The sequence below is a fragment of the Streptomyces sirii genome (assembly GCF_045690365.1).
Classification (GTDB): domain Bacteria; phylum Actinomycetota; class Actinomycetes; order Streptomycetales; family Streptomycetaceae; genus Streptomyces; species Streptomyces sirii.
Genome location: NZ_CP147982.1, coordinates 6,305,568 through 6,318,842, shown reverse-complemented (window position 1 = coordinate 6,318,842; position 13,275 = coordinate 6,305,568). Strand labels below are relative to the sequence as shown.

Below are 13,275 nucleotides of genomic sequence, written 5' to 3'. Positions count from 1 at the left end.
GCAGTCTAACGCGCCTTCATCCGCGCCCTCGCGCGCCTCCAGCGGCGTGATTCACATCCGTACGCGCCAGACCTCCCACTTCACGGTCCTCGCCAACCGCCTTGCGCAGCGCGCCGGTAGCGCGGTCACGGTCGGCGTCGCCGCCTACATCCTGTCCCTCCCCGATGGTGCGCCCATCACCATCGCCGCTCTCTGTGCGCACTTCGCCGAGGGCAAGAAGGCCATCGCCGAGGCGTTACGCGAGCTGGAGGACGAGGGCTGGCTGGAGCGCCGTATCGAGCGGGGGCCACGCGGCCGGATCATCACCCGGACCTTTGCGTACGACCTGCCGGGGGCGGTACCGCAAGAGCCGACCGCTCCCCAGGAGGCCGCCCCGGAACCCTCGCCGGAGCCCGCCGTGCCCGCGTCCCCCACCCCGGAAGGCGCCGCGGAAGCCACCCCCGAGGCCCTCGGCCTCCTGACCCGCCTCCACCAGCGCGACCACCGGCTGCTCCTCTCCGAGCGGGAGATCACGACACTCGCACCGGCCGTCACGGAATGGCTCGACCGCGGCGCACCTCCGCAGGAGATCACCGCCGCCCTGACCGACAGCCTCCCCGCCCGGTTCAACCGCCGCCCGGCCCGCCTCCTCGCCCACCGGCTCACCGCCCTGCGACCACCGACCCGTACGGCCCCTCCCCCGCAGCCCGACCGGCCGCCCGTCGTCCCCCTCCAGAACTGCGACGGCTGCGACCGCGCCTTCCGCGCCGAACGTCCCGGGCGCTGCCTGAGCTGCCGAACCCCGGAAAGGAGTCACCTTGCTGCATAAGCCCAACCACGCCCGACCGCACCTCGACTGCGTGCGGGTGCGTTCACACAGAGCTACGCTGGCGCGAGCCAGGACCCGAGGGGAGGGCACACCATGACGGCGCAAATGGAGAGCCCAGTGCAGACCGAAGAGATGCGGCGCTTCGAGGAATTGGACGCGGCGTTCCCGGACTATCACGCCGAAATGATCGATGGAGAGGTCTACCTCAGCACTGTGGTTACCAGCGCTCATGGCCAGATGGTGATCGCCATCGCCGCACAGCTCAGCGCCCAGTGGTGCGTCATGACAGAGGTCGACACCGTCTACGACGGGTGGCATGGCAAGACACTCCTGCGGCCCGATGTCTCGGTTGCGGACCCTTCTTACCGCGGCACCCAACTGAAGCAGTTCCCCGCCGACGAAGTCGTCCTCACCGTCGAGGTCGTCTCCGAATCCAACCCCGAGAACGACACCGACAAGAAGGTGAAGAAGTACGCCCAGGCGGGAATCCCGTACTACCTCATCGTCAACCCCGTAGAGGGCAAGTGCCTGCTCTACTCGCTTCCCGAAGGGGAGCACTACCGCGCGTCGCTGGAGACCGACTTCGGCAAACCGGTGCCGATCGGTGAACCGTTCGCCCTCGCCCTCGACACGACGGCGCTCTACACCTACTGAGCGGCTGCCTGCGCCCCCGCCGTCGTTCGCCGCTCCGTCGTCGCGATCGTCGCCGAGCCGACCACCCGGGTGCCGTCGTACAGGACGATCGCCTGGCCGGGGGCCACGCCGCGGACGGGCTCGGTGAACGTGACCTGGAGCTCCGTGCCGTCGATCAGCTCCGCCGTGACCTCGGTCTCGCCGCCGTGGGCGCGCAGCTGCGCCGTGTACGTGGCGGGGCCGGCGGCCGGGGGAAGGCCGCACCAGCGGGGGCGGATGGCGGTGAGGGCCGTGACGTCGAGGGCCTCGGCGGGGCCGACGGTGACGGTGTTGTCCACCGGGGAGATGTCCAGGACGTAGCGCGGCTTGCCGTCGGGGGCGGGGTGGCCGATGCGCAGGCCCTTGCGCTGGCCGATGGTGAAGCCGTACGCGCCCTCATGGGTGCCGAGGCGGTTGCCGGACTCGTCGACGATGTCACCCGTCGCCGCGCCGAGCCGCTTGGCGAGGAAGCCCTGGGTGTCGCCGTCGGCGATGAAGCAGATGTCGTGGCTGTCGGGCTTCTTCGCCACGAACAGGCCGCGGCGGGCCGCCTCCTCGCGGATCTCGGCCTTGGTCGTGAGGGTGTCGCCCAGCGGGAACATCGCGTGCGCCAGCTGGCGGTCGTCGAGGACGCCGAGGACGTAGGACTGGTCCTTGGCCATGTCCGAGGCGCGGTGCAGCTCGCGGCTGCCGTCCTCGTTCAGCACCACCGTCGCGTAGTGGCCGGTGCACACCGCGTCGAAGCCGAGGGCGAGGGCCTTGTCCAGGAGGGCGGCGAACTTGATCTTCTCGTTGCAGCGCAGACACGGGTTCGGGGTGCGCCCGGCCTCGTACTCGGCGATGAAGTCGTCGACGACGTCCGCGCGGAAGCGCTCGGCGAGGTCCCAGACGTAGAAGGGGATGCCGATGACATCGGCGGCGCGGCGGGCGTCGTGCGAGTCCTCGATCGTGCAGCAGCCGCGGGCGCCCGTACGGAAGGACTTCGGGTTCTCGGAGAGCGCGAGATGCACGCCGGTCACATCATGGCCGGCCTCGGCGGCGCGGGCCGCGGCGACGGCGGAGTCGACGCCGCCGGACATGGCGGCGAGTACGCGGAGGCGGCGGGGGGCGTCATCAGTCATAGCCCGTCCAGAGTAGACGGAACCGCCGACAGTGCGGAAAGCGTTATGCAGCGCATGGGGCACAGGGCTGGGGAAACGGGCGGCGAGAGCGGCGGCGAAGGCAGAGGTGAGAGCAGCGGCGAGAGCGGCCCGCCCGGGGTCACACGGCGGCGGGCGCTGTGGATCGGGGGCGGCGGGGCGCTGGCCGCCGGGGCGGTGGCGTTCGCGGCGCGGGACGAGCTGCGGCACTGGTGGTGGCAGCTGCCGTGGAACGACAAGCCGCGGAAGCCGGGAGAGGTCGACTACAGGGGCGCGCGCTGGGTGGCGGCGTCCTCGTGGAACTACCGGCTCGCGGACCGGCCCTCGGACTACGACATCGACCGGGTGGTCATCCACGTCGTACAGGGCAGCTTCGCGACCGCGCTGAAGGTGTTCCGCAACCCGCTGCACGAGGCCGCCGCCCACTACGTCGTACGCAAGGACGGGCAGGTCGCCCAGGCGGTACGTGAACTGGACGTGGCGTTCCATGCGGGGAACCGCGGCTACAACGAGCGCAGCATCGGCATCGAGCACGAGGGGTTCGTGGACCGGCCGGAGTCGTTCACCGCCGCCATGTACGCGTCGTCGGCGCGGCTGACCGCGGGGATCTGCCGCCGCTACGGGTTCCCGGCCGACCGGGAGCACATCGTGGGCCATGTGGAGGTGCCGGGCACGGATCACACCGACCCGGGGCCGCACTGGGACTGGGACCGCTATCTGGGACTCGTCCGCGCGGAGCTGCGCAAGGGCCGGGCGGTGGCCCGCAAGGACCAGGGTCTGTCCGACCCTGACCCATCGGACAGACCCTAGGGACCTCCGCCGGCGCCGGCTAGCTCAGGCCCGCGCTGCGGGCGCGTTCCACCACCGGGCCGATGGCCTGGGCCAGTGCTGCCACGTCCTCTGCGGTCGAGGTGTGCCCCAGGGAGAAGCGCAGGGTGCCCCGGGCGAGGTCCGGTGACATGCCCGTCGCCAGCAGGACGTGGCTGGGCTGGGCCACACCGGCGGTGCAGGCCGAGCCCGTGGAGCAGGCGATGCCCTGGGCGTCCAGGAGGAGCAGCAGGGAGTCGCCCTCGCAGCCGGGGAAGGAGAAGTGGGCGTTGGCGGGGAGGCGACCCGCGGGGTCCGGGTCGCCGCCGAGGACGGCGTCCGGGGCGGCGGCGCGGACGGCCTTGATCAGGTCGTCGCGCAGTGCGCCGATGTCGCGGGCGAAGTCCTCGCGGTGCGCGGCGGCGTACCGGCCGGCGGTGGCGAAGGCGGCGATGGCGGGGGTGTCGAGGGTGCCGGAGCGCACCTGCCGCTCCTGGCCGCCGCCGTGGAGCACCGGCACCGGGGCGTACGCACGGCCCAGCAGCAGGGCGCCGATGCCGTACGGGCCGCCGATCTTGTGGCCGGAAACCGTCATCGCGGCGAGCCCGGAGGCGGCGAAGTCGACCTCCAGCTGACCGAACGCCTGCACCGCGTCGGCATGCAGCGGGACCTCGAACTCCCCGGCCACCGCGGCGAGTTCGGCGACCGGCTGGATGGTGCCGATCTCGTTGTTGGCCCACATGACGGTGGCCAGCGCGACATCGGCGGGGTTGCGGGCGATGGCCTCGCGCAGCGCGTCGGCGTGCACCCGCCCGTAGGCGTCGACCGGCAGCCACTCGACGTGGGCGCCTTCGTGCTCGGCGAGCCACTCCACGGCGTCCAGGACGGCGTGGTGCTCGACGGGGCTGGCGAGCACGCGGATGCGGGCCGGATCGGCCGCCCTGCGCGCCCAGTACAGGCCCTTGACCGCGAGGTTGTCGGCCTCCGTGCCGCCCGCGGTGAAGACGATCTCGCTGGGGCGCGCGCCGAGCGAGTCGGCGAGGGATTCCCGCGCCTCCTCGACGGTGCGCCGGGCCCGCCGGCCGTCGGCGTGCAGCGAGGAGGCGTTGCCGGTGACGGTCAGCTGGGCGGTCATCGCCTGCACCGCCTCCGGGAGCATCGGGGTGGTGGCGGCGTGGTCGAGGTAAACCATGGTGCGCACGATTCTACGAGCTGGCGCGGTGGGCTCCGGGGGCGCATACGCGGCGCGCGGAAGCGCCGCGCGCCGGGGGCCCGAGTCACGGACGCGGAGGCAGGGAGTCCGGATCACGGCCGTGGTACGCGGGGACCTCGACAGCGCCTGTAAGGAGTCACTACGCTTACGGTCATGACAGACTGGCTGCTGGACCGTACGTTCCGCGCCGCCGGCGGCGACGAGGTGCGATGGGCCGTCCTCGGGGAGGACGCCGCGGCGCCGCCGGTCGTCCTGCTGCACGGGACACCGTTCTCGTCGTACGTCTGGCGGGGCGCCGCCCGCGCCCTCGCCGCACGGCACCGGGTGTTCGTCTGGGACATGCCGGGCTACGGCGCCTCCGGGATGCGGGACGGGCAGGATGTCTCGCTCGGCGCGCAGGCCCGGGTGTTCGTGGAGCTGTTGGAGCACTGGGGGCTGGCCGGGGAGCGGTCGCGGCCGGCCGTGGTCGCGCACGACTTCGGCGGGTGCGTCGCCCTGCGGGCGCATCTGCTGCACGGCGCGCGGTACGCCCGGCTGGCGCTGGTCGACCCGGTGGCGCTGGCCCCCTGGGGCTCGCCCGCATACCGGCTGCTGGGCGGTCACAGCGAGGTCTTCGGGCAGCTGCCGGCCGCGCTCCACCGGGCGCTGGTGCGCGAGTACGTCTCCTCCGCGAGCCATCCGGGCCTGCCTCCCAACGTCCTCGACCGACTGGTCGAGCCCTGGTGCACGGACGAGGGACAGCCGGCGTTCTACCGGCAGATCCGGCAGAACGACCAGCGCTTCACCGACGAGATCCAGGGGCGCTACGGAGAGATCGAGCTGCCCACGCTGGTCTGCTGGGGCGCGCGGGACGACTGGATCCCGGTGGCGAAGGGGCACGAGCTGGCGTCCCGTATCCCCGGCGCGCGGCTTCGGATCATCGAGGGCGCGGGACATCTGGTGCAGGAGGACGCGCCCGCGGAACTCGCCGTGGCGCTGGCGGAGTTCCTGCGGCCGTAGGGCTCGCCCTGGGATCGGGGTCCAATGGGCCGCCATACCCATCAGGTAGGCCGCCGTACAAAGCCGACGGGGGCACCCGGACGTCTGTGTCCGGGTGCCCCCGTCAGGGATGCGACGGCATCAAGGGCCGTCCATCGGGAGCCTGAGAGCCCGTTCCGTTCAGCCGCGGGGCTGTCCGGCGTTCTCCAGCTGCTTCTCCTGGGGCGTCCCCTTGACCGCGATCTGCGGGTTGCGGGCCTTCAGGACGAACCAGCCGATCGCCAGGCACACGGCCCAGCCGGCGCCCACGTACAGCGATACGCGGCTGTCGGGGTCGATGGCGATCAGGCCGGTCACCAGGAGCAGGAACGCCACCGCGATCCAGCTGCACACCGTGCCGCCGGGCGCCGGGAAGGACGAGGCGGGCAGGCGGCCGGCGACGACCGCGCGGCGGTAGAGGATGTGGCTGACGAGGATCATCAGCCAGGTCCAGATACCGGCCGCGGTGGCCACCGAGGTGACATAGCCGAACGCCTTCTCCGGGACGACGTAGTTGAGCACCACGCCGATGCCCATGAGGACGGCGGAGAGGGTGATGCCGATGGCCGGGGTCTTGGTGGAGCTCAGCTTGCCGAGCACCTTCGGGGCCTCGGCGTTGGCCGCGAGGTCGCGGAGCATCCGCCCGGTGGAGTACATGCCCGAGTTGCAGGACGACAGGGCGGCGGTCAGGACGACGAAGTTGACGATCGCCGCACCCGCCGGGATGCCTATCTTCGCGAAGGCGGCCACGAACGGGCTGACGCCCGGCTGGAACTCCGTCCACTTGACGACCATGAGGATCACGCTCAGCGCACCGACGTAGAAGACGATGATGCGCCACGGCAGCGTGTTGATGGCCTTGGGGAGGGTCTTCTCCGGGTTCTCGGACTCACCCGCGGTGACACCGACCAGCTCGACGGCCAGGTAGGCGAACATGACGCCCTGGAGGGTCATGAGGCTGGAGCCGACGCCCATGGGGAAGATCCCGTCGTGGGCCCAGATGTTGGAGACCGCCGCGGCGTCTCCCGCCTGGCTGAAGCCGAAGGTGACGACGCCGAGACCGATCACGATCATGCCGATGAGCGCGGTGACCTTGACCATCGAGAACCAGAACTCGATCTCACCGAAGATCTTCACCGAGATCAGGTTCGCCACGTACAGCACGACCAGGAAGACCAGTGCGGTGACCCATTGCGGGATTTGTGGGAACCAGAAATGCACGTAGATCGCGGCGGCCGTCAGTTCGGCCATGCCCGTGACGACCCACATGAGCCAGTACGTCCAGCCCGTGACGAACCCGAAGAACGGGCCGAGGAACTCGCGGGCGTACTCCGCGAAGGAACCCGAAACGGGGCGGTACAGGAGCAGCTCGCCGAGCGCTCGCATGATGAAGAAGACAATCACGCCGGCGAGGGCGTACATCAGGATGAGACTGGGCCCGGCCTTCGCGATGTTCGCGCCGGCGCCCAGGAAGAGGCCGACGCCGATGGCGCCGCCGATGGCGATCATCTGGACTTGACGGCTGCCGAGACCCCGCTCGTAGCCCTCTTCCGGTGTGCTGCCCGAGGCCTCGTTGCCTTCGTCGAGGTCCGTGCCGACCTGCGTTGAGGTCATGTGTGGTGCGCCTTCCGCTCCATGCCGACCCGCGCCTTCCTCGGCGTCGGATCGGGTCTCGATCCCCCTGGATACTGATGGAGTTGCATGCCGGCGATCGGCCGACTCAAGCGCCCCCTACGCGGACATGGGTGACGTCCGGCAGGTGGTGGTCGTGAAGATTTATCACGGTCGAAATCCAGCCAGCGTGACGACCGTCACGGAGTAAATGCGACATAGCGCAAAAGCCCAGGCAAATTGCCGGCCGGTGTGACCTAATCGATATCCGGTACGGGCAACCCGTTGAGCGAACACCGATACCCCACACCCGTTACCGATGAGGCTTTGCGGTCATACCGAGGCGCAGAGCCGACTATTGCGCACAAAAAGTGACACAGTGCGATGGGTGAAGCGGAGCCGCGACCTCCGGCCGGGGCGGGATGTCGGGTCGCTGATGGCGAGATCTATACGTCCAGAGGCCGGCTGGTGGTCGGCGGGTACGCCCGGGTGGGCAGGGCCGCACCGGAAGCCGTGTCCTGTCCGGAAACCGTGTCCTATGTGGTGAGGCGGCCGCTGAGCGTGTGGACCGTGTGCGCCGCGTCGAGCGTCTCGGGGTCGCGGGCCGACTGCGGCAGGGACTCGGGCGAGGACGCCTCCGCCAGGGACGTGCGCAGGAGCGCGAAGTCGGCCCGCGGAGGGCGGCCCGTACGCGCGAAGTCGTCCGTGTGGAGGGCGAGTTCGGACTCCAGGGACGCGAGGGTGGCCAGGATCGGGCCCTGGGGGGCGGCCTTGGCCCGGAGCCGGTCGCGGAGGACACCGACGGCGGCCGTCAGGTCGCGCAGGACCGTGCCGAGGGTCGCGATGCCCGTGGTGCGCGACGCCCCGGGCCTGTGCGCGCCGCCGGCAGGCGCGGCCGGCTTGTCCCGTAGCAGCGCCCGTACACCGTCGGCCTCCGGGGCGCCGAACGCCTCGTAGACGCCGAGCGCGTCGCGCCAGTGCGCCTGGGCGCCCTGCTTGCGGCCGAGGGCGGTCTCGGCGTGCCCCAGCGTGGTCAGCGCATCGGCCCGCCACCGCTCGCCGCCCGGCACCAGCAGCCGCTTCGCGGCGTCCTGACCTGCGGCTGCCGCCTCATTGGGCCGGATCAGCGCGGCCATCTCCTGGGCCATCCGGCAGCGGGTGCGGCCCGCCCAGACGCGCTGGCCATCCTCCTCGAAGAGCGGCAGCGCCTGGAACAGCGTGCGGAGCGCCTCGGTGTGCCGGCCGGCCGACGACAGCGCCTCGGACAGCGCGTACAGGCCGTGTGCCAGGCGCGGGGAGCCGTCGCCGTCGCGGCGGTGGATGTCCACGCTGCGCTCGGCGAACAGCAGCGCGTCCTGGCTGTTGCCGACCGCGGCCCACAGCCGCGCCAGGGCGGCGAGTGCGACGGCCTCGCCCGCCTCGTCCTTGCGGTCGCGGCAGTGCACACAGGCAGTGGTGAGATACCGCCCCGCTTCGTCGTGCCGCCCCTGGTGGAGGGCGATGACACCGCGGAGGTACGGGGCACGGGCGCGGGTGAGCGCATCGCCGGAGCGGTCCGCCAGGCTTTCCGCGCGCCGCGCCTCGGGCTCGGCCTCGGCGACCTTGCCCAGGGCGAGGAAGGCCTCGGCGAGTGCGGCCCGCGCCCGGCCCTCCGCCTGGCCGTCGCCCTCCGCGGCCGCCCGCGCGGCCACGGTCCGCCCGGCCGTCTCGAACGCGGCGGAGCGCGCCCCGCAGTCCGCCGTCACCTGCGCCAGCAGCAGGAGGTCGGCGGCGGGCCGCAGGAGGGCCGGGGAGCCGGTCGCCACCTGGCGGACGAGCGCGAGGAGGTGGGGTGTCTCGTCGGCCCAGGCGGCCAGCTCCCCGGCGGCGTCCTGCGCTTTCGGGAGGGACGGGGAGGCGGCGCGGGTCAGGCGGCTCAGCCACCGCTCGCCCGGATAGCGGGTCTCGTGCAGCCGGCGGCCCATGGCCAGATACAGGTCCAGCAGCCGGGACAGCGCCTTGTCGCGCTGCTGTCGGGGCAGCTCGCGGTGGGCGATCCCCTCGGCGAAGGCGCGGAGCCGGCCGACGTGGCGGTAGCGGCCGCCGGAGGTCTTCTCCAGGGCGCCGATCGTCGTCAGCTCGTAGAGATGCGCCCGCGTCCGCTCCGGTGTCGTGGCCAGCAGGGCGGCGACGGCCGGCAGCGTCAGCCCGTCGCCGGACGGTACGGCCAGCAGCACCAGGGCGCGCCGCGCGGGCGGGCTGAGCTGTGCGTCGAGCCACTGGAGCAGCAGATGCTCGGGCAGCGCGGCATGGGCCTCGGTCGCCGGCAGCCTGGCCAGCGCGATATCGCCGGTGAGCCCGTCGAGCCGCGGGCGGTGCCGGCCGGTGATCACGACGGCGCCGGCCCAGGTGGACGGCTCCCGCAGGAGGGCGGCGAGCGCCTCCTCGTCGTCACAGACGTCGTCCAGGACGAGCAGCACCCGCCGCCGGGCCAGCAGCGCCCGGCAGTGCGCCCAGCGCTCGGGGCCGGCCTCCCGCATGTCGATGAAGAGCAGCCCGTCGGGGAAGTGCCCGGCGACCTCGTGCGCGACCCGCAGCGCCAGCGCCGTCTTGCCCGCACCGGGCGGCCCGTGGACGGCCCAGCAGGGCTTGTCGGCGTCGTGGCGCCGCAGCGCCGCCGCCAGCTCGGCGATCTCCTGCGTACGGTCGAAGAAGTGCTCGGGGACGGGCGGCAGGGCGGCGGAGTCGTCCTCGGCCAGGGGGTGGTACCGCCCGGCCAGGAGGTCGGCGCGCCAGCGTGCCAGGCGCTCGCGGGGCGCCCCGGCGAAGGCTTCCGGGAGGCCGGCGAGCGGCTCGCCCTCCCACAGGGCCAGCGCGGCATCGCACAGGCGGCGCGCCTCGGCCGGATCCGTGGCGTCGCGGGCGTGGGCCACCAGTCGCTCGGCCAGATGCAGATCGAGGTCGACGACGGCCGCCCGGCCGTCGGGGCGGCGCAGCCCGTACCCCTCGTCGGCGTCGCCGGCCACCAGGTCCCAGTCCAGCTGCCGGCCCAACCGGGCGGCGTAGACGTCCAGCAGCTCACGGGCCTCCCGGGGCGGCGCCTCGCCCCAGAGGTCGCCGACCAGCTCGTCCGCCGAGGCCGCGTAGCCGGGCCGCAGCAGCAGGCAGGCCAGCAGCGCCCGGACCTCCGGACCGGCCAGGGAGACCTCCGTCTCGCCCCGCCAGGCCCGTAGCGGGCCGAGCACCCCGAAGCGCAGCGGTGGGCCGGCCACCGGGCGGCGCGGCCGGGGCGGTGGGTCGTCCGCCGTCACCACGGGGTGCTCCGGCACGGCCCCGCCCATCCGCTCCAGTACGGGACTGGCGAGTACGGCGAAGGCCCGTGCCGACGCCTGTAGCCGCAGCTCGCCGTCCTCGTCGTCCATCAGGACCGGGAAGTCCGGCAGCCGCCCCAGATACGGCTCCAGGGACCGGCCGACCGCCTCGACGACCTCCACGGCCTGCTCGGTGCCGAGCCCGCTGAACAGCAGCTCCCGCACTCCGGGGCGGAAGTCGTAGACGGGCTGGACCAGTTGGCCCGGTGGTGCGCCCAGGGCGCGGTCCAGGGTCTGTGCGGCGGCCGTGTCCCGGACCTCGTCGGTGCGCTCCAGCAGGCCGCCGAGCAGGATCTCCGCGACATGGGTGGGGCCCGCGTCGCGCATCGTGGCGGCGCGGACCAGCTGCATCAGCGGGGTGGTCAGCGGGCGGACCGCGGAGAGGCGGACGGCGAGGCGGTAGGCCTCGGGGGAGAACGCACCGCGGAAGCGGGCCAGCAGTTCCTCGGCGGTGCCGTGCGGTTCGGGCGGCGCGGACGGCGACGGCGCCTCGGCCAGCAGCGCCGTCTCGATCAGATGCGGCACTCCGGGGCGGGTGAGCAGCCCGGCCCACTGCTGCAGCGCGGAGGCGGTCGGATGCAGGACGGGCAGCGCGAGGAAGCCCTCCGCCTCCGGATCGGGCTCGCCGCTCAGCGCGTCGCAGACGGTCAGCCGCCCTACGGGCTCGAACTCGCCCGGCGCGGCGAGGAGTCGGGGCCGGGCGTCCAGGGCGGTGCCGCGCCACAGCCGGCGGGGCAACGGGTTGAGGACGGCCACCGGGCCGCCACGGCTCCATGCGGCAAGGGCGCGGACGGCCCGCGGGCCGCGCCATCCGGGGTTCGTCCCGTCGGTGAGCAGGAAGGTCACCGACGCGCCCGCGGCCTGCCGGCACGGCAGGGGGCCACCGGGGTCCCGGGGGTCGACGGGGTGGACCTGGACGGAGCGGAAGGCGGTGCTCCGGGTGAGCAGCGCACGCAGCTCCGTGGCGAGCGAGCCCCATACCTGCATGGACGGCGAGCAGTCCACCAGCAGCACCGCCGACCAGCGCCGCTCCTGTTCCGGGCGGGCGACGACGTCCAGGAAGCCGGTCTCGGCGGCGAGGCGGACCGTGGCCTCGATGTCGGTGACGGTGCGGTGCGGGTGGTCCCGGAAGCGGCGCAGCGGGCGCAGCGCCCGGCCCAGTTGCTGGGCGTCGGGCAGTGCGCGCTGACCGGGGACCCGGGCGGGGCGCGCGCGGTCCCCGCCCGGCGAGCCGCCCTGGCTCCCCATGGCGTACAGGGCGCGGCGGGGCGGACCGGCGGGGGCCGAGGGCTCGGCGGTCTCGCAGGCGTCGGCGGGCGCGACGGGGTCGGCCGGCTCGTCGGGGTGGAGCGGGTCGGCGAGCTCCGGGTGCGCGGCGGTCCCGGCGCGATCGCCGGGGTCGACGGGCTCGGTGGCGGCCTCGCCGGGGTGCGCCGGCTCGGTGTACTCCCCCTCCCCCGGCGTCGCCGGCTCCCCCGGGCCCTCCGTCGTACGGGGCGCCGCTCCGCCCTCCATCACCCGTGCCAGCCACAGCACATCGAGGAGTTCGGTGGCCCCCAGGTCGTAGCCGGCGGCCGACATCGCCTGTCGCAAGGGGTCGATCATGGCGCCATGGGCTCGTCGAGGCGGTGCAGGACGGCGGCGAGCAGCTCTTCCTTGCTGAGGTCGGCGCCGCTGATCCGCAGATGGACGGCGGCCAGCAGCTGGTCGGTGGCCAGGGTCTGGGTCTTGGCGCGCTGGTGGAAGACCTCGATGAGGTCCTCGGCGGCGGCCACCGCCTCCGCGCCCAGATTGTGCTCGATGATCTTCCGCAGCCGGTCGCCGGTCGGCTCCGGCAGGTCCAGCCGTACGCAGCGGCGCATGAACGCGGGCGGGAAGTCCCGTTCGCCGTTGCTGGTCATGATGACGATCGGGAAGTGGGCGCAGCGCACCACTCCGCGGTGGACCGCGACCCGCTCGCGGCTTCCGCTCAGCAGGACCTGCACCTCCTGCTGGTGCTCGGGCAGCCGGGCCAGCTCCGGGATCTCGAACTCGCCCTCCTCCAGGACGACGAGAAGGTCGTTGGGCAGGTCGATATCGGCCTTGTCGAGCTCGTCGACGAGCAGCACCCGGGGGCGGTCGGCGGCCAGTGCGCTGCCCAGCGGGCCCAGGCGCAGGTACTGGCCGATGTCGCCGGCCGCGGCGGCGTGCCGGGCCCTGGGGCGGCGGCCGGAGCCGCGGGGCGCCTCGCGCTCGCGGCGCAGCGAGGCCTCGCGCAGCCGGCCCACGGCGTCGTAGCGGTAGAGAGCGTCCTGGAGGGTGGAGCGGCTGTTGACCGACCAGCGCAGTACGTCGCCCAGGCCCAGCTCGTCGGCGACGGCGCGGGCCAGTGAGCTCTTGCCGGCGCCGGGCCGGCCGGTGACGAGCAGCGGGCGGTGCAGATGCAGGGCGGCGTTGACGACGGAGATCTCGTTGCGCTCCAGGAGGTAGGGCGCCTGGGCCGCGGCGCCCCGGGTGGCCGGAAAGCGACGCCACGGGGGCGGGGCGGGCAGCTTGGAGGGGCCGCGGAAGACCCACCAGTCCTCCGGCTCCGGCACCAGGCCGTCGGGGGCGCCAACTGCGCTCTGTCCGGTCACCGCGCGTTCTCCTCGTTCGTGGCGTGCGTCCACACACAGGCGT

General features: G+C 73.3%; 9 protein-coding genes. 4 read left to right on the top strand and 5 right to left on the bottom strand.

The annotated features are described in order from the left end of the window. Positions 1-46 precede the first annotated feature (46 nt). Together WAB15_RS28575 and WAB15_RS28570 are read left to right on the top strand one after the other, a co-directional pair. The gene (locus WAB15_RS28575; RefSeq protein WP_407287986.1) at positions 47-808 is read left to right on the top strand and encodes a hypothetical protein; all 762 of its coding nucleotides are present in this window, start codon (positions 47-49) and stop codon (positions 806-808) included. A gap of 117 nt (positions 809-925) precedes the next feature. Further along, positions 926-1,462 carry a Uma2 family endonuclease gene (locus tag WAB15_RS28570; RefSeq protein ID WP_407287985.1) on the top strand — a complete coding sequence of 179 codons (537 nt, stop codon included), beginning with the start codon at positions 926-928 and terminating at the stop codon, positions 1,460-1,462. Here WAB15_RS28570 and mnmA read toward each other — a convergent pair. After that, positions 1,456-2,601 (bottom strand): tRNA 2-thiouridine(34) synthase MnmA, encoded by a 1,146-nt coding sequence (gene mnmA / locus WAB15_RS28565; protein ID WP_407287984.1) that lies wholly within the window; start codon positions 2,599-2,601, stop codon positions 1,456-1,458. The genes WAB15_RS28570 and mnmA overlap by 7 nt on opposite strands. Positions 2,602-2,646: 45 nt before the next feature. On the opposite strand from mnmA, the gene WAB15_RS28560 reads away from it, so the two are divergent. Next, positions 2,647-3,429, top strand: a complete 783-nt coding sequence (locus WAB15_RS28560) for an N-acetylmuramoyl-L-alanine amidase (RefSeq protein ID WP_407287983.1) — start codon at positions 2,647-2,649, stop codon at positions 3,427-3,429. Between the two features lie 19 nt (positions 3,430-3,448). On the opposite strand, the gene WAB15_RS28555 is transcribed toward WAB15_RS28560, so the two are convergent. Next, positions 3,449-4,618, bottom strand: a complete 1,170-nt coding sequence (locus tag WAB15_RS28555) for a cysteine desulfurase family protein (RefSeq protein ID WP_407287982.1) — start codon at positions 4,616-4,618, stop codon at positions 3,449-3,451. Between the two features lie 174 nt (positions 4,619-4,792). Between WAB15_RS28555 and WAB15_RS28550 the strand changes: the two genes are divergently transcribed. Further along, positions 4,793-5,638, top strand: a complete 846-nt coding sequence (locus WAB15_RS28550) for an alpha/beta fold hydrolase (RefSeq protein ID WP_407287981.1) — start codon at positions 4,793-4,795, stop codon at positions 5,636-5,638. 159 nt (positions 5,639-5,797) lie between these two features. Here the strand turns inward: WAB15_RS28550 and WAB15_RS28545 are convergent, their stop codons facing one another. The 3 genes from WAB15_RS28545 to WAB15_RS28535 form a co-directional block, all read right to left on the bottom strand. Next, positions 5,798-7,270 carry an amino acid permease gene (locus WAB15_RS28545; protein WP_407287980.1) on the bottom strand — a complete coding sequence of 491 codons (1,473 nt, stop codon included), beginning with the start codon at positions 7,268-7,270 and terminating at the stop codon, positions 5,798-5,800. 533 nt (positions 7,271-7,803) lie between these two features. Then, on the bottom strand, positions 7,804-12,222 hold the full coding sequence (locus WAB15_RS28540) for an SAV_2336 N-terminal domain-related protein (RefSeq protein WP_407287979.1): 4,419 nt from the start codon (positions 12,220-12,222) through the stop codon (positions 7,804-7,806). Then, on the bottom strand, positions 12,219-13,232 hold the full coding sequence (locus tag WAB15_RS28535) for an AAA family ATPase (RefSeq protein ID WP_407287978.1): 1,014 nt from the start codon (positions 13,230-13,232) through the stop codon (positions 12,219-12,221). The genes WAB15_RS28540 and WAB15_RS28535 overlap by 4 nt, the downstream gene beginning before the upstream one ends. Positions 13,233-13,275: the final 43 nt, after the last annotated feature.